General features: G+C 42.9%; 16 protein-coding genes. All 16 read left to right on the forward strand.

What is annotated here, in order from left to right:
- Positions 1 to 15: 15 nt before the first annotated feature.
- The 16 genes from ACESZG_RS04795 (at position 16) to ACESZG_RS04870 (ending at position 17,379) form a co-directional block, all read left to right on the forward strand.
- Positions 16 to 1,347 carry a threonine/serine exporter ThrE family protein gene (locus tag ACESZG_RS04795; protein WP_196049219.1) on the forward strand — a complete coding sequence of 444 codons (1,332 nt, stop codon included), beginning with the start codon at positions 16 to 18 and terminating at the stop codon, positions 1,345 to 1,347.
- Between the two features lie 264 nt (positions 1,348 to 1,611).
- Positions 1,612 to 2,562: an L-lactate dehydrogenase gene (locus ACESZG_RS04800; RefSeq protein ID WP_008703016.1), complete on the forward strand. Its 951-nt coding sequence runs from the start codon at positions 1,612 to 1,614 to the stop codon at positions 2,560 to 2,562.
- A 596-nt stretch (positions 2,563 to 3,158) separates the two neighbouring features.
- Entirely contained in the window at positions 3,159 to 3,953 is a 795-nt protein-coding gene (locus ACESZG_RS04805) for a CoB--CoM heterodisulfide reductase iron-sulfur subunit B family protein (protein WP_118521581.1), read from the forward strand.
- Complete coding sequence (locus tag ACESZG_RS04810; RefSeq protein ID WP_008703021.1) at positions 3,950 to 4,339, forward strand: 4Fe-4S dicluster domain-containing protein; 390 nt, start codon at positions 3,950 to 3,952, stop codon at positions 4,337 to 4,339. Before ACESZG_RS04805 ends, ACESZG_RS04810 begins: the two co-directional genes overlap by 4 nt.
- Positions 4,340 to 4,345: 6 nt before the next feature.
- Positions 4,346 to 6,334, forward strand: coding sequence for a CoB--CoM heterodisulfide reductase iron-sulfur subunit A family protein (locus tag ACESZG_RS04815; RefSeq protein WP_022380681.1), 1,989 nt, complete (start codon positions 4,346 to 4,348; stop codon positions 6,332 to 6,334).
- Positions 6,325 to 6,768, forward strand: a complete 444-nt coding sequence (locus tag ACESZG_RS04820; RefSeq protein ID WP_008703025.1) for a hydrogenase iron-sulfur subunit — start codon at positions 6,325 to 6,327, stop codon at positions 6,766 to 6,768. The genes ACESZG_RS04815 and ACESZG_RS04820 overlap by 10 nt, the downstream gene beginning before the upstream one ends.
- The gene (locus tag ACESZG_RS04825; RefSeq protein ID WP_022380682.1) at positions 6,756 to 7,730 is read left to right on the forward strand and encodes a 4Fe-4S dicluster domain-containing protein; all 975 of its coding nucleotides are present in this window, start codon (positions 6,756 to 6,758) and stop codon (positions 7,728 to 7,730) included. The genes ACESZG_RS04820 and ACESZG_RS04825 overlap by 13 nt, the downstream gene beginning before the upstream one ends.
- A 3-nt stretch (positions 7,731 to 7,733) precedes the next feature.
- Positions 7,734 to 8,765 carry a 4Fe-4S dicluster domain-containing protein gene (locus tag ACESZG_RS04830; protein WP_196049220.1) on the forward strand — a complete coding sequence of 344 codons (1,032 nt, stop codon included), beginning with the start codon at positions 7,734 to 7,736 and terminating at the stop codon, positions 8,763 to 8,765.
- Complete coding sequence (locus ACESZG_RS04835) at positions 8,765 to 9,619, forward strand: FAD/NAD(P)-binding protein (protein ID WP_022380684.1); 855 nt, start codon at positions 8,765 to 8,767, stop codon at positions 9,617 to 9,619. The genes ACESZG_RS04830 and ACESZG_RS04835 overlap by 1 nt, the downstream gene beginning before the upstream one ends.
- Before the next feature lie 178 nt (positions 9,620 to 9,797).
- A complete protein-coding gene (locus tag ACESZG_RS04840; protein ID WP_008703029.1) occupies positions 9,798 to 10,475 on the forward strand; it encodes a 2Fe-2S iron-sulfur cluster-binding protein in 678 nt (225 codons plus the stop codon).
- Positions 10,476 to 10,489: 14 nt separating this feature from the next.
- A complete protein-coding gene (locus tag ACESZG_RS04845; RefSeq protein WP_025576996.1) occupies positions 10,490 to 12,103 on the forward strand; it encodes an FAD-dependent oxidoreductase in 1,614 nt (537 codons plus the stop codon).
- Between the two features lie 170 nt (positions 12,104 to 12,273).
- Positions 12,274 to 13,116: a fumarate hydratase gene (locus ACESZG_RS04850; protein WP_118521580.1), complete on the forward strand. Its 843-nt coding sequence runs from the start codon at positions 12,274 to 12,276 to the stop codon at positions 13,114 to 13,116.
- A gap of 1 nt (position 13,117) precedes the next feature.
- Entirely contained in the window at positions 13,118 to 13,684 is a 567-nt protein-coding gene (locus ACESZG_RS04855; RefSeq protein WP_022380686.1) for a Fe-S-containing hydro-lyase, read from the forward strand.
- Between the two features lie 322 nt (positions 13,685 to 14,006).
- Positions 14,007 to 14,708: a YoaK family protein gene (locus ACESZG_RS04860; RefSeq protein WP_025576998.1), complete on the forward strand. Its 702-nt coding sequence runs from the start codon at positions 14,007 to 14,009 to the stop codon at positions 14,706 to 14,708.
- Positions 14,709 to 15,031: 323 nt separating this feature from the next.
- Positions 15,032 to 15,511: an NAD(P)H-dependent oxidoreductase subunit E gene (locus ACESZG_RS04865; RefSeq protein WP_008703034.1), complete on the forward strand. Its 480-nt coding sequence runs from the start codon at positions 15,032 to 15,034 to the stop codon at positions 15,509 to 15,511.
- Positions 15,508 to 17,379 carry an NADH-quinone oxidoreductase subunit NuoF gene (locus ACESZG_RS04870; RefSeq protein ID WP_055199478.1) on the forward strand — a complete coding sequence of 624 codons (1,872 nt, stop codon included), beginning with the start codon at positions 15,508 to 15,510 and terminating at the stop codon, positions 17,377 to 17,379. Before ACESZG_RS04865 ends, ACESZG_RS04870 begins: the two co-directional genes overlap by 4 nt.
- Positions 17,380 to 17,387 lie beyond the last annotated feature (8 nt).

The following is a 17,387-nucleotide window of genomic DNA, read 5'->3' on the forward strand; positions in this document are numbered from 1 at the left end:
GAGGAAGTGAGAAAAATGCCGCAGGAAGTGATTAAAAAGAACCATATGGATGTTGCCTGGCATGAGTATACAGATGAAAATGGGGAAAATGTACCAGTTGTAGATTCCAGCATCGCAGAGAAAGCATCCGTTATCGGACGTGTGGGGATTATGTTTCTCTCATGCGGTACCGGAGCATGGAGAGTGAGAAGTTCCATGAATACACTGGCAGAAGCACTTGGCATTACGTGTACGGCGGATATTGGTCTGATGTCCATTGAATATACATGTTATGACGGAGAAAATGGTTTTACCCAGTCGTTGTGCCTGACTAATACAGGCGTAAATACTTTGAAGTTAAATCGTCTGGAACACTTTATCCGAAACTTTGAAAAAGAAGGAAAACATATGTCAGGAGAACAGCTGCATACATTTCTTGACAATATTGAAAAAACACATGGTCTATATTCCCCGCCTGCACTGGGACTTGCTGCAGCGATCGCATGCTGCGGATTTACATTCCTTCTTGGGGGCGGTCCGATCGAGATGTTCTGTGCATTTGTCGGGGCAGGAATTGGAAATTATCTCCGCTGCAAACTGACCAAACACCATTTTACATTGTTCTTATGTATTGTGTCTTCTGTATCTCTGGCATGTTTTGCATATGCAGGTCTGCTCAAACTTGGAGAAATATTATTTGGTATTTCTGTTCAGCACGAAGCGGGATATATCTGTGCAATGCTCTTTATCATACCGGGATTTCCGTTTATTACCAGTGGTATTGACCTTGCAAAACTGGATATGCGTTCAGGAATAGAACGTCTGACTTATGCTTTGATCGTTATTCTGGTAGCTACTATGTCAGCATGGATCATGGCACTGATCCTGCATTTGAAACCTGTAGATTTTATAAAATTTTCACTGTCAACAGAGCAGTGGATCTTATTCAGGCTTCTTGCAAGTTTCTGCGGAGTGTTTGGATTCTCTATCATGTTTAACAGCCCGGTTCGTCTGGCAGTCGCAGCAGCCGGGATAGGAGCAGCTGCCAATACTCTGAGACTGGAACTGGTAGACCTTGCAAATATTCCTCCTGCTGCAGCCGCATTTATTGGTGCACTTACTGCGGGACTTCTGGCGTCCCTGCTGAAGAATAAAGTCGGATATCCAAGGATATCTGTAACAGTTCCCTCAATCGTTATCATGGTTCCGGGATTATATTTATACAGAGGATTTTATAATCTTGGTATTATGTCATTATCAGTAGCTGCATCCTGGTTTGCGTCTGCGATCCTTATCATTGCAGCGTTGCCATTAGGGCTAATCTTTGCACGTATTCTGACAGATAAAGCTTTCAGATACTGTACTTAACCGAATCAAAAATCAGGGAAATCCCCAACCACTGTTTAAATTGCAAAAAGCAATAAGCAGTGGTTGGGGATTTGTTCGTGCAAGTATCTACTCCAATAGGAAAATGTGAAAATTATATCAAACTAACAAACAATTTTATGCTTCCAAACAAATATTTAAACGAAAAAATTGTTCAGATTTCTGTACAAAAGCTCTTGTCAATTTTTTGACAATGTGTTATCATTAAGACGTCAATTTTGTTAGGAGAAAAGGAGTATTAAGATTATGAGCAGTAAAATTACTATCATTGGAGCCGGCAGCGTCGGATCTACCATCGCGTACACTTTATCAAGCCAGGATATCGCATCTGAAATTGTTCTGATCGATATCAACAAAAAGAAAGCAGAAGGTGAAGTTCTGGATATTATCCAGGGAACCTGCTTCAGAGATCCTATTTCCATCATTGCCGGAGACTACGAAGATGCTAGGGATTCTGACATCGTTATCATCACATCCGGTATTGCCCGTAAACCAGGACAGACAAGACTTGAACTTACACAGACAAATGTAAATATCCTCAAATCTATCACACCAGAGATCGTAAAGGCAGCTCCAAATGCCCTTTATCTGATCGTAAGCAATCCGGTTGATATCATGACTTATGTATTTACAAAGATTTCCGGACTTCCAGAAAACCAGATCCTTGGTTCCGGTACAATTCTTGACTCTGCACGTCTGCGCTGCGGATTATCCGAACATTTCCAGATTGCACAGAGTAATATCCATGCCTATGTATTCGGTGAGCATGGAGATACATCCTTTATTCCGTGGTCTGGTGCCTATATTTCAGGTGTAAGTGTGGATGAATATTACGACCTTGAGAAGAAACTCGGTAAGGATATTGAACCGATTGATAAAGAAGCAATGCTTCAGTATGTACAGAAATCTGGCGGTGAGATCATTTCCAAGAAAGGTGCAACTTTCTATGCAGTATCCTCTTCTGTATGCAAACTTTGCAGCCTTCTTGTATCTTCTTCAGAGTCTATCTCTACAGTATCTACTATGATGCATGGAGAGTACGGAATCGATGATGTATGCCTGAGTACATTAACTCTGGTAGGACCAAATGGTGTACAGGGCAAAGTTCCAATGAGAATGACAAAAGCTGAGATCGAACAGCTTAAGAAGAGTGCAGATGCACTGAAAGAAATTATTGCTCAGATTGACCTTAATTAATAATATATCAGACAAAACATTCAGAAGTACAGGTACAGCCTGTTCTTCTGAATCCATATTACTGTTTACTCCTTTTTAATTATTAGCCAAAATTCTGTACTGTAAGCGGAAACAGACGAATTTTGGCTTACATATATCAAAAGCAAAAAAATATATAAATAATATTTATATTAATTTTTTGAAAGATACTATGATTGTGAGTAAATAGAAAAGCGGAAGATTTTATCTGCCTGAAAAAGATTAATTTAGATCAGAAGAATTGAGCAATGATGCGTGATAAAAAAATTATCAAAAACCTCTTGTTAAAATGTTGTCAATATGATATAATATTTTTCGGAAATCGAGCTGATACACTCCTTTAATTGCGGAGGAAGGGTGTGCGAACTCTTTTATTTTCTATGTCTCAACAAAGATATAAAAAGTAATTGTATTAGACTTGATTTATATTTTTGTCCATATATTGTTAAAAAAAAGACAAGGACTAGCGACTGTTATTTACGGGCGCTATATATCGGGGCAAATTGCTTTTGGACCCTGATATCATTATTTGAGCAACATGAATTTATCTGAACAACTAAGAAAGGATAATGTTAAGTATGAAGTACAGTTATTATCCGGGTTGTACCCTGAGAAACAAGGCGAAAGATCTGGACGAATATGCCAGAGCCAGCGCCAGAGCACTTGGGTTTGAACTGGAAGAGATCGAAGACTGGCAGTGCTGCGGAGGTGTTTATCCGCTGGGAACTGACGAAATTGCTACGAAGCTTTCTTCTGTACGTGCTCTTAATCAGGCCAAAGAAAAGGGCCAGGATCTGGTAACAATCTGCTCTGCCTGTCATCACGTGATCAAACGTGTCAATGATGATATGAAAAATGTGGAGGATATCCGCACCAGAGCAAATAATTACATGCAGCTTGATGAGCCTTATGAAGGCGAGACAACAGTGCTCCATTATCTGGAAGTACTTCGCGACAAAGTCGGTTTCGACAAGCTGAAAGAGAAGGTAGTAAACCCGCTTACAGGAAAGAAAATCGGAGCCTATTACGGATGTCTCTTATTACGTCCGGGCAAGATCATGGCTTTTGATGATCCGGAGAATCCGACAATCATGGAAGATTTCATCCGTGCACTTGGGGCAGAACCGGTAATCTATCCATACAGAAATGAATGCTGCGGCGGTTACATTTCTCTGAAAGAAAAAGATATGTCTCAGAACATGTGTCAGAAAATCGAAGACAGTGCGAAAGGCTTTGGCGCAGATATGCTGATCACAGCCTGTCCATTGTGTAAATATAATTTAAATAAAAACGCTTCCAGCGAACTGCCTGTATATTATTTCACAGAGCTCCTTGCAGAAGCCCTCGGAGTAAAAGAGGAGGTGGCAAAATGAGAAACCAGCATTCAGCAGCAGAAAAGATCAAAGAGATCTCTGGAACCAATCCGCTGAAATGTATGAAATGTGGAAAATGTTCTGCTACCTGCCCATCTTTCAATGAAATGGATATCAAGCCACATCAGTTTGTATCCTATGTTGTAAATGAAGATATCGAAGCACTTGTCAATTCAAAGTCTCTCTGGAAATGCCTTTCCTGCTTCGCCTGTGTAGAGCGTTGTCCAAGAGATGTAAAACCGGGAAAGATCATCGATGCAGCAAGACAGTTAGTTGTCCGTGAAAAAGGCGGCGATTATCTGAAAGCAGATGAGATACCACAGCTTCTTGATCCGGAACTGCCACAGCAGCTTCTGGTAAGTGCATTCAGAAGATACAGGAGGTAAGCCAGCGTGCAGAGAATTGGTGTATTTGTCTGTCATTGCGGAAGTAATATCGCCGCTACGGTAGATGTAAAAAAAGTTGTTGAATTAGCTGCCAAAGAGCCGGGTGTCGTTCATGCAGAAGACTACCAGTACATGTGCTCAGAAGCAGGCCAGGCTAAAATTCAGGAAGCCATTAAAGAGAAAAACCTGACAGGCGTTGTTGTCTGTTCATGCTCTCCACGTATGCATGAGGCAACATTCAGAAAAGCAGCTGAAAGAGCTGGCCTGAATCCATACATGGTGGAGATTGCAAATATCCGTGAGCATTGTTCCTGGATCCACAAGGATATGGAAGAGGCTACAAAGAAGGCCGTGATCCTTGCCAGGGCAGCAATCGCAAAAGTAAACTTAAACACACCTCTTCAGCCAGGAGAGAGCCGTGTTACAAAGAGAGCCCTGATCATCGGCGGCGGTATTGCCGGAATCCAGACAGCCCTGGATATCGCAGATGCAGGATATGAAGTAGATATCGTAGAGAAGACTCCAAGTATCGGTGGAAGAATGTCACAGCTTGATAAAACATTCCCGACACTTGACTGTTCTGCATGTATCCTCACACCTAAGATGGTAGAGGCAGCAGCACATGAGAAGATCAATATCTATACATACAGTGAAGTAGAACATGTCAGCGGTTTCGTAGGTGATTTCACCGTTGATATCAGAAAGAAAGCAAGAAGTGTAAATATGGACAAATGTACAGGCTGCGGTGTCTGCCAGGAAAAATGTCCGTCCAAGAAGATTCCGAACGAATTTAACAGAGGATTAAATAACAGAACTGCTATTTACACTCCATTTGCACAGGCAATCCCGAATGTTCCGGTTATCGACCGTGAGAACTGTCTGAAATTTAAAACAGGAAAATGTGGTGTCTGCTCCAAAGTATGTCAGGCAGGAGCCATTGATTACGATCAGCAGGATGAGATCGTAACACAGAAATACGGTGCAATCGTAGTTGCTACAGGTTTTGATACCATCAAACTTGACAAATATGATGAATATGCGTACAGCCAGAGTAAAGATGTTATCACATCCCTGGAACTGGAACGTATCATGAACGCAGCAGGTCCTACAAAAGGACACTTAGAGCGTCTTTCCGACGGAAAGGCTCCGAAAGAGCTGGTATTTATCCAGTGTGTGGGAAGCAGATGTTCTGATGACAGAGGAAAGCCATACTGTTCCAAAATCTGCTGTATGTACACAGCAAAACATGCAATGCTGATCCGTGATAAATATCCGGATACAAATGTAACAGTCTTCTATATTGATGTGCGTACACCCGGTAAGAACTTCGATGAGTTCTACAGAAGAGCCGTAGAACAGTACGGCGTAAACTACATCAAAGGCCAGGTAGGAAAAGTTATTCCACAGCCGGACGGAAGCCTTCTTGTACAGGGATCTGACCTGATTGACAACAAACAAATCCTTAAGAAAGCAGATATGGTCGTTCTTGCAACAGCCATTGAACCGAACCCGGATGTTCGTAAGATCGCTACTATGCTTACAGCAAGTATTGATACAAACAACTTCCTCACAGAAGCCCATGCAAAACTCCGTCCTGTAGAATCTCCTACAGCAGGGATCTTCCTTTCCGGTGTATGCCAGGGACCGAAAGATATTCCGGAGACAGTTGCACAGGCTGGCGCAGCAGCAGTTAAGGCAATCGGCCTTCTTGCCAAAGATAAACTGACAACCAACCCATGTACAGCAAAATCCGATGAACTGTTATGTAACGGATGTTCTACATGTGCAAATGTCTGCCCATATGGAGCAATTTCCTATGAGGATAAACAGGTAAATGACCACGGTATCCGTGAAACAAGAAGAGTAGCCGTTGTAAATACAGCACTTTGCCAGGGATGTGGCGCTTGTACAGTAGCCTGCCCGTCTGGTGCTATGGATCTGCAGGGCTTTTCCAACAGACAGATTATCGCGGAGGTAGATGCAATATGTCGATAGAAACAAACGAAGAATTCAGACCTAAGATTGTAGCATTCTGCTGTAACTGGTGTAGTTACGCAGGTGCAGACCTTGCAGGAAGCAGCCGTCTTTCTTACCCGGCTGACGTAAAGATCATCCGTGTTCCATGTTCCTGCCGTGTCAATCCAATGTTCATCCTCCGTGCTTTTGAGAAAGGTGCTGACGGTGTGATCATGTGTGGATGTCATCCTGGAGACTGTCATTACAGCACAGGTAACTACTATGCAAGAAGACGTATGACACTTCTTTTCTCCATGCTCGACTACATCGGTGTGGAAAACGGAAGAACACGAGTAGAATGGGTTTCCGCTGCTGAAGGTGTGAAATTCTCCCAGACAATGAATGAGTTTGTAGAGAAGATCCATTCACTCGGTAAGAACGTAAGATTGGAGGATTTAAGATGCAGGAGCTGATAAATCGTGCAAAAGAACTGCTTGCTGACGGTACAGTTGCAAGAGTTCTGGGATGGAAAGCCGGAGATCTGCCTTACAATCCGGAACCGGCTTACTTTGAAACAGAAGAATCTCTGAAAGATTTTGTATATAACGGATTCTGCGGTGCAAACTTAAGCAAATATATGATCGAAGCTTCCAAACTGGAAGGCAAGACACTGGTATGTTTAAAACCATGTGATACATACAGCTTTAATCAGCTGATTAAAGAGCATCGTGTAGACCGTGAGAAAGCTTATATCATTGGTGTTGGATGTAAAGGAAAACTGGATATCGAGAGAATCCGCAAACAGGGAATCAAAGGTATCGAAAGCATTTCCGGTGCAGAGATCACAGATGAGGCAGAAACACTGACTATTCAGACAATCTATGGTGAGAAGACCTGTGCATACAAAGATGCAATGCTTGAAAGATGTCACGTATGTAAAGGAAAAGAACATAAGATTTATGATGAACTTATCGGTGAGTCCAAAGACACAAAAGATGCAGATCGTTTTGCAGAAGTAGAGAAGATCGAAGCAATGAGCCCGGAAGAAAAATTTGCATTCTTCCAGAGCCAGTTAAGCAAATGTATCCGCTGCAATGCCTGCCGTAATGTCTGTCCTGCATGCAGCTGCCGTAAATGTGTATTCGACAGCAATAAATTTGACAGTGCGCAGAAAGCAAACGTGGACTCTTTCGAAGAGAAGATGTTCCATATCATCCGTGCATTCCATGTGGCAGGAAGATGTACAGACTGCGGCGAATGCAGCAGAGTATGTCCTCAGGGAATTCCGCTTCACCTGTTCAATCGTAAATTTATCAAAGATATTGATACATTCTATGGTGAATATCAGGCAGGAGAGGATTCAACATCCAAGGGACCTCTTACAAACTTTACATTTGAAGATGTTGAGCCGAGTATCGTGGCAGAAAGGGGATAATGTATGTATAAGATAGCAGCAGAGAATCTGCAGGCATTATTCCAGAAGATTGCCGCAGATCAGGATTTATATTTACCGGTCAAAGTCAGTGATCAGGTAAACTTCAAAGCATGGAGCGAAGATGCAGAAGTTTGTCTTGATACTTTAAAAACTGTAAAATCACCAAAAGATGCTTTTTTTCCACAGAGTGAAAACCTCTACACCTGTAAGAAAGAGGAGAAGAATATCTCCATTGAGCCACAGGCATTACAGGAAAAGAACTTTGTTGTGTTCGGAATGAAAGCCTGCGATATCCAGGGTGTAAAAGTACTGGATAACGTATTCTTAAGTGATCCGATCGATACTTTCTATGCAGCCAGAAGAGATCATGGTACGATTGTAGCACTTGCATGCCATGAGCCGGAAGAAAGCTGTTTCTGTAAAGCATTCGGTATTGACTGCGCAGACCCTGTTGCAGATGTTGCAACATGGATGATCGAGGGAGAGCTTTACTGGAAACCTCTTACAGAGAAAGGGGAAGCCCTTACAAAAGCAGTTGCAGAACTTCTCAACGATGCTGACGAAGCAAAAGTAGAAGAAGAGAAAGCTGCGATCCGCGCAATCGTAGAGAAGCTTCCGTACTCTAATCTTTCTCTGGAAGGATGGGGACAGGAAGATTACATGGATCGTTTCAATTCTCCTGTATGGGAAGAACTTTATAAACCATGTCTGGCATGTGGTACCTGTACATTTGTATGCCCTACCTGCCAGTGCTATGATATCAAAGATTATGACACAGGACACGGCGTACAGCGTTACCGCTGCTGGGATTCCTGTATGTACTCTGACTTTACAATGATGGCACACGGAAATAACCGTAACAGCCAGATGCAGCGTTTCCGTCAGAGATTCATGCATAAACTTGTTTACTATCCGGTAAACAACAATGGAATGTTCTCATGTGTAGGATGCGGCCGCTGCGTTGAGAAATGCCCATCATCCTTAAATATCGTAAAAGTCATCAAAGCTTTTGAAAATCAGGGAGGTGAAAAATAATGAGCGAATGTACCTGCCATAAAAACTACACATTAGACACACTGATCCCGAAGGTTGGTGTGATCACAGATATCCGTCAGGAGACACCGGATGTTAAAACATTCCGTGTAAACGCTCCTGAAGGAGGAAAACTTTTTGAACATATGCCTGGCCAGTGTGCAATGGTCTGCGCACCAGGTGTAAGTGAAGGTATGTTTTCCATTACTTCTTCACCTACAAATAAAGAATATCAGGAATTCAGTATCAAGAAGTGCGGTGCACTGACCGATTATCTCCACAGCCTTCAGGTTGGAGATGAGATCACAGTCCGTGGACCATACGGAAATCATTTCCCTGTAGAAGATAAATTAAAAGGTAAAAACCTTCTGTTTATCGCAGGTGGTATCGGACTTGCACCTCTTCGTTCTGTTATCAACTATGTACTGGATAACCGTGCAGATTACGGAACAGTAGATATCCTCTATGGTTCCCGTTCCGCAGATGACCTGGTACAGTTAAAAGAAATCCAGGAAGTCTGGATGAAAGCAGAGGGAGTTAATGTTTATCTGACAATCGACCGTGAACAGGAAGGCTGGGACGGACACGTTGGATTCGTTCCTTCTTATCTGAAAGAGATTGGATTCGATACAAACAAAACAGCACTTGTCTGCGGACCGCCGATCATGATCAAGTTCGTTCTTGCAGGACTGGAAGAACTGGGCTTCTCCAGAGAACAGGTTTACACAACTCTGGAGCTTCGTATGAAATGCGGTATCGGTAAATGCGGCCGTTGCAATATCGGTTCCAAATACGTCTGCAAAGACGGTCCGGTATTCAGATGCGACGAGATTGATGAATTACCTGCAGAATATTGATAAGCAATGAGCAGTGCAGAAAGTGATGTGAAGGAATGCGTCATGCTTGCATATAAGCATTCTTTCACAGAACATTCTGTAGGGCGAACGCCCTCAAGCGAGAAGTAGCGTAGCGGATTCGAGCTTGTATGTGCTGCTGACGACAGATGATATATATAGAAAGGACTGGTAATCTCAAATGGAAAAGAATATGGTAAACGTATATTTTTTCGGTAAGAAATACAGCGTACCTGCAGAACTTACAATTATGACTGCCATGGAATATGCCGGTTATACATTAAAGAGAGGATGCGGCTGCAGACACGGATTCTGCGGAGCCTGCGCAACAATCTACAGAATCAAAGGTGAAAACGAGCTGAAAACATGTCTTGCCTGTCAGACACAGGTACAGGAAGGAATGTATGTAGCAAGCATCCCGTTCTTCCCTACAGATAAGAGACTCTACAACATCGAAGACCTGAAACCGAATCAGCAGGTAATGATGGAACTCTATCCGGAAATCTACAGCTGTATCGGATGTAATGCCTGTACAAAAGCATGTACTCAGGACTTAAATGTAATGCAGTACATCGCATATGCACAGAGAGGCGAACTTGAAAAATGTGCAGAGGAATCCTTCGACTGCGTAAGCTGCGGATGCTGTTCCGTAAGATGTCCGGCCGGTATTTCCCATCCGATGGTAGGTCTTCTTGCAAGACGTCTCACAGGTAAATATATCGCGCCTAAGAGCGAACATCTGGAGAAACGTGTAGAAGAAATCCACGAAGGTAAATATGATGATCTGATCGAGCAGATCATGCAGAAACCAATCACAGACATGCAGGAACTTTACAACAACAGAGAAATTGAGAAATAGGGAGGGCGTAAAACATGTATGCACCATATCCAGAAAATATGATGGAATCCATCAAAAAGGTAGAGGCTACAAGAGCACAGCGTATGGCAACAGAGCCAAGACGTCTGACAGCTGAAGAGAAAGACGCTCTTCTTGAGAAATTTCATCCGGATTATAATCCAGACGCGTTTGCAGAAATCAAAGTAGGACCGAACAAAGGACAGAAAGCTCCTCTGGAACTGGCAGAGATGCTCCATTCAACAAGCCGTCTGATCAACGAAAAAATTGACCTTACAAAAATTGATTATGACGTAGATGTACTTGTGATCGGCGGTGGCGGTGCAGGTTCTTCCTGTGCCATTGAAGCACACAATGCAGGTGCAGACGTTATGATCGTTACAAAGCTTCGTATCGGTGATGCCAACACAATGATGGCGGAGGGCGGTATCCAGGCTGCAGACAAAGAGAATGATTCTCCAGTACAGCATTATCTGGACTGCTTCGGCGGCGGACATTTTGCAGCAAAGCCGGAACTGGTAAAGAGACTGGTAATGGAAGCTCCGGATGCCATCAAATGGCTCAATGACCTTGGTGTTGAATTTGATAAAGCAGAAGACGGAACCATGGTTACCACACACGGCGGCGGTACTTCCAGAAAGAGAATGCATGCTGCAAAGGATTATTCCGGATCTGAGATCATGCGTACCATCAGAGATGAAGTTCTGAATCTTAAGATTCCGGTAGTTGAATTTACTTCAGCTGTTGAACTTCTGAAAGATGAAAAAGGACAGGTTGCAGGTGCAGTTCTTCTTAACATGGAAACAGGAGATTATTCTGTTGCAAGAGCCAAAACTGTTGTAATTGCAACAGGTGGTGCAGGAAGAATGCATTATCAGGGATTCCCGACATCCAACCACTACGGTGCAACTGCAGACGGACTTGTACTTGGATACAGAGCAGGTGCTTCCCTTCTTTATCAGGATTCTATCCAGTACCATCCAACAGGAGCAATCTATCCATCACAGATCATGGGTGCTCTGGTAACTGAGAAAGTTCGTTCCGTTGGTGCACAGCTTGTAAATGCAAACGGAGAAGCTTATATTCATCCGCTTGAAACCCGTGACGTAAATGCTTCCGGTGTTATCCGTGAATGCGAAGAAGGACGCGGCGTAGAAGTTCCAGGCGGACTGAAAGGTGTATGGCTTGACACTCCGATGATCGAGATCCTCGGTGGCGAAGGAACCATCGAAAAGAGAATCCCGGCTATGTTCCGTATGTACATGAACTACGGCATTGATATGAGAAAAGTTCCTATCGTTATTTATCCGACACTTCACTACCAGAACGGTGGTCTTGAGATTAACGGAGACGGATTCACAAAAGAAATTCCAAACCTGTTAGTTGCAGGAGAAGCCGCAGGTGGAATCCACGGAAGAAACAGACTGATGGGTAACTCTCTTCTGGATGTAATCGTATTTGGAAGAAATGCCGGTAAAAAAGCAGCTGCAAAATGCAAGAATGTAGAGCTTGGTGAAATGAACCTGGATCATATCTACAAATATGCAGATGAACTGGACAAAGCAGATTTACATACTGACAAAGTATCTCCATTACTGCTTCCAAAATATGCCCGTCACGAGCAGCGCTGATAAAAGGTCAGACAATCAGAATATAAAAGTTACTGTAACCAGTATACGATAAAAATGTTCCGGTATCGGTGCCGGGAAATTGCCGTTACCGGAAACCTTTGATATAATGAAAAAGGGAATATGTCATTTCTTAATGGCATATCCAGAAATAGAGAAGGGAGCTTACCAGAATGCGTGAAGTAGAAGTAAGCAGACTTACAGATGTCATCGAAAAACTCTGTATCGAAGCAAATGAACATCTTCCGGAAGACGTAAAATGTGCGATCAAAACATGCCGCGCATGCGAAGACGGAGAGATTGCCAAGGGTATCCTTGACAATATTATTGAGAATTTTGATATTGCAGATAACGAGAACGTGCCGATCTGCCAGGATACAGGAATGGCATGTGTATTCCTTGAAATCGGACAGGATGTACATTTTGTCGGGGGAAATCTGAACGATGCCATCAATGAAGGTGTACGTCGTGGATATGATAAGGGATATTTAAGAAAATCTGTAGTAAAGGATCCGGTTCGCCGTGGAAACACAGGCGACAATACACCGGCTATGATCTACACAGAAATCGTTCCCGGAGATCAGGTAAAGATCACAGTAGGCCCCAAAGGCTTCGGAAGTGAGAACATGAGCCAGATCCGTATGTTCAAACCATCTGCAGGATTACAGGGAATCAAGGATTTTATCCTTGAAGTAGTAGAGACCGCAGGTCCCAACCCATGTCCGCCAATGGTAGTCGGAGTTGGTATCGGAGGAACCTTTGACAAATGTGCACTTCTTGCAAAGAAAGCACTGATGAGACCTCTGGATACTCAGAACCCGGATCCGTTCTATGCTGATCTTGAGAAAGAAATGCTGGAAAAAGTAAACAAGCTTGGAATCGGACCTCAGGGATTTGGCGGAAAGACAACAGCCATCGGCCTGAATATCGAAACAATGCCGACTCATATTGCAGGTATGCCATGTGCAGTTAATATCAACTGCCATGTAACCCGCCATAAATCGGAGGTGATCTGAGATGGAAAGAAAGAAAATTACGCTTCCACTTACTAGAGAGCTGGCAAGAACTCTCCATGCAGGTGATCAGGTATTATTAACAGGTACTATTTATACATCACGTGATGCAGGACACAAGAGAATGTGTGAGGCCCTTGCAAAAGGTGAGAAAATTCCATTTGATCCTACAGATGCAACCATCTACTATGTAGGACCAACTCCTGCAAAACCAGGCGCAGTCATCGGCTCCGCAGGCCCTACAACCAGCGGACGTATGGATGCCTATGCACCCACAATGATGTCTGTGGGAGCAAGAGGAATGATCGGTAAAGGTGCCCGCCTTCCGGAAGTAGTAGACGCCATGAAGAAATATGATGGTGTATACTTCGGAGCTATCGGCGGTGCAGGTGCGCTTCTTGCAAAATGCATCAAAAAGGCCGAACTGATCGCCTATGAAGATCTGGGAGCAGAAGCACTTCGTAAATTGTATGTAGAGGATATGCCTCTTGTAGTCATCATTGACTCAGAAGGCAATAATCTGTACGAGATGGGAAAAGCAGAATATCTCAAAGAACACGGAGATAAGTAATTCTGCAGATACATAAAAAAATAACTTCCATATGCTGTAGACATACAGTATATGGAAGTTGCTTTATATAGCCAAAATTATATATATATTGTATCCAATATATAAAAATCATATATACAATAATATGAATTATATCTTTTACATTTGACCTATAAACGTATAACATGATAATCAGGGTCAAAAAGGGACCCGCCAAACATGAGAAAGCAGCGATTTACGCAGTAAAGCAGCGGATTTCGAATGTTTGAAAATAAACGGTAAAAGAATAAAGGCAGTTATCCGTACAGGAGATAACTGCAAATAAACTTGAACGGGGAAAATCATGAAAGATCATAATCAACACGAAATACAAATGTCGGAAGCCTTTTTAAACAGTGCATTCCTGGCACTGTCAGGAGGTTTTCAGGATGCTTACACCTATAATGCAAGAAACGAAGTATTCTGTAATGCACAGACAGGAAACGTCGTTCTTATGAGCCAGCACTTTATGGCAGGAGAACTGACAGCAGGACTGGGATACTTCTTTCCTATTATTTTCTTTGCACTGGGCGTATGGGTTGCGGAGAAAATACAGGCAAATTATAAATATGCGCAGAAGCTCCACTGGAGACAGGGTGTTCTGCTGGCAGAAATCCTGATCTTATTTACAGTAGGTTTCCTGCCAACCGAATACAATATGCTGGCAAATGCCATGGCATCTTTCGCCTGTGCAATGCAGGTACAGTCCTTCCGCAAGGTAAACGGATATTCCTATGCAAGTACTATGTGTATCGGTAATTTGCGCAGTGGTACAGCTGCGTTGTCAGTTTATTTTCGTGAAAAAAAATCAAAACAGCTAAAACAGGCGATGTATTATTTTGGAATCATCCTTATGTTTGCCTTGGGTGCCGGCATTGGTGGAAATCTGTCCATACGCTATGGAATCAGAATGATCTGGGTTTCCTGTGGATTCCTTATGATCAGCTTTCTGTTGATGTTTATAGAAAAATATAAGCATTTCCATGAGGAACATGAAATTAAATAATGCAGCCATTTCCAGAAAGGTCATTGAGAAGAAGATAATATTCTTTTCAATGATCTTTTTTTGTTTTGATATTGCTATTAAATTAACAATCCTGTTAAAGAAATTGCTTTTCATTTATATACATTTATGAATACTATACATCTATAACAAATTGTTATAAATTAATTTCAGAAAATTTCAAAAATGATATTGTGCAAAACAACTATATAATGTATAATATCAACAGCACATATGTTGAAAATAACTAAAGCTGCGTGGGAATCGATATATCGGTACTATATTAAAACCGATGTATCAAAATTACTATTTAAGGAGGGAACCGAATGTTAGACCAGTCTTATTACAGAAAAGCGGATGAGATCATCGAGCACTACGGACGTACAGCAGCATCGCTGATTCCGATCATGCAGGATATTCAGGCGGAATATCGTTACCTGCCGGGAGAATTGCTGACTTATGTAGCGAAAGAAATCGGAGTAAAAGAAGCCAAGGCCTACAGTGTAGCCACATTCTATGAGAATTTTTCTTTTGAGCCGAAAGGGAAATATGTCATTAAAGTGTGTGACGGAACAGCCTGTCATGTGAGAAAATCCATGCCTGTAAAAGAGGCTTTGATGAAGGAACTTGGACTGAGCAACAAGAAACACACTACAGATGACATGCTTTTTACCGTAGAAACAGTATCCTGTCTGGGTGCATGTGGACTTGCCCCCACACTGACTGTCAATGATGAAGTACATCCGAAGATGACTCCTGAGAAAGCTGTAGAACTTTTGAATAAACTGAGAGGAGAGTGCGTATGAGTATTAAGAGTAAAGAAGACCTGTTAAATAAGCAGGCTGAAGTAAATGAGCAGATTAAATCTTATACCTGCCGCGTTCTTGTCTGTTCAGGTACCGGATGTATCGCATCCGGAGCGCAGAAGATTTATGAAGAGATGTCAGTACTCTGTGAGAGAATTGATGGAGTAACAGTTGAAATGCAGAAGGATGTGCCTCATGTAGGCGTGATCAAGACAGGGTGCCAGGGCTTATGTGAACTTGGACCTCTGATGAGAATTGAACCATATGATTATCAGTATGTTCACGTACAGCCGGAAGACTGTAAGGAAATTGTGGAGAGAACTATATTGGAAGGGAAACCTGTAGAGAGACTGTTTTATCGTGATAATAATACAGTCTGTCCACATCCTGATGATATTCCTTTCTTAAATCAACAGACACGTATCGTTCTTGAAAACTGCGGAAAAATCGATGCGGAATCTATCGAAGAGTATATTGCTGTGGGAGGCTATCAGGCACTTGCAAAAGTGATGGGAAGCATGTCCCCGCAGGAAGTTATTGATGAAGTAACTAAATCCGGGCTTCGCGGTCGTGGCGGTGCAGGATTCCCGGCAGGCAAGAAATGGTCTCAGGTTGCACGCCAGGCAGAGAAAACCCGCTATGTTGTATGTAATGGTGATGAGGGTGATCCCGGTGCATTTATGGATGGTTCCGTCATGGAAGGTGATCCATATAAGATGATCGAAGGTATGACTATTGCAGCCTACGCAGTCGGTGCGGAGAATGGATATATTTATGTTCGTGCAGAGTATCCTCTTTCTGTAAAGAGACTTAGGATGGCGATTGAACAGGCAGAAAAATATGGCCTGTTAGGTGATAATATTTTAAATTCCGGTGTAAACTTCCATTTACATATCAACAGAGGTGCCGGAGCTTTCGTATGTGGAGAAGGTTCGGCACTTACCGCATCTATCGAGGGTAACAGAGGTATGCCTCGTGTAAAACCGCCCCGTACAGTAGAGAAAGGTCTGTGGGGTAAGCCTACAGTTCTTAATAATGTAGAAACCTATGCTAATGTACCGAAGATTATTCTTCAGGGAGCAGACTGGTTCCGCACTATCGGTACAGAGGGAAGCCCCGGAACAAAAACCTTCTCACTGACCGGTTCTATCGAGAATACCGGTCTGATAGAGGTTCCTATGGGAACCACACTCCGCCACATTATCTATGATATCGGTGGTGGCTTAAAGAGTGGCGCCGCATTTAAAGGTGTCCAGATTGGCGGTCCGTCCGGCGGATGTCTGATCCTTGACCAGCTGGATGCACCTCTTGATTTTGATTCTGTCAAAAAATTAGATGCGATTATGGGATCTGGTGGTCTGGTAGTTATGGACGAGAATACCTGTATGGTTGAGGTTGCCAGATTCTTTATGAACTTCACCCAGCGTGAGAGCTGCGGTAAATGTGTACCGTGCCGTGAGGGTACCAAACGTATGCTGGAGATCCTGGAGAGGATCGTAGATGGCAAGGGTGAGATGTCCGATCTGGATGAGCTGGAAGAGCTTGCAAATATGGTTCAGAACATGGCTCTGTGCGGACTTGGCAAGAGTGCACCTCTTCCTGTTATCAGTACTCTCAAACGCTTCCGCGATGAATATGAGGAACATATCTGCGATAAGAAATGCCGTGCAAAAGTATGTACTGCTCTTCGTCAGTTCCACATCAACCCTGAGTTCTGTATCGGCTGCGGTAAATGTGCAAAGAACTGTCCGGCAGGTGCAATCTCAGGTAAGATCAAACATCCATATCACATTGATAACGACATCTGTATCAAATGCGGTGCATGTAAGGACAACTGTAACTTTGATGCAGTATATGTGGAAGCATAGAAGGGAGG

Source organism: Blautia sp. Marseille-P2398 (assembly GCF_964240315.1).
Taxonomy (GTDB): domain Bacteria; phylum Bacillota; class Clostridia; order Lachnospirales; family Lachnospiraceae; genus Blautia_A; species Blautia_A wexlerae.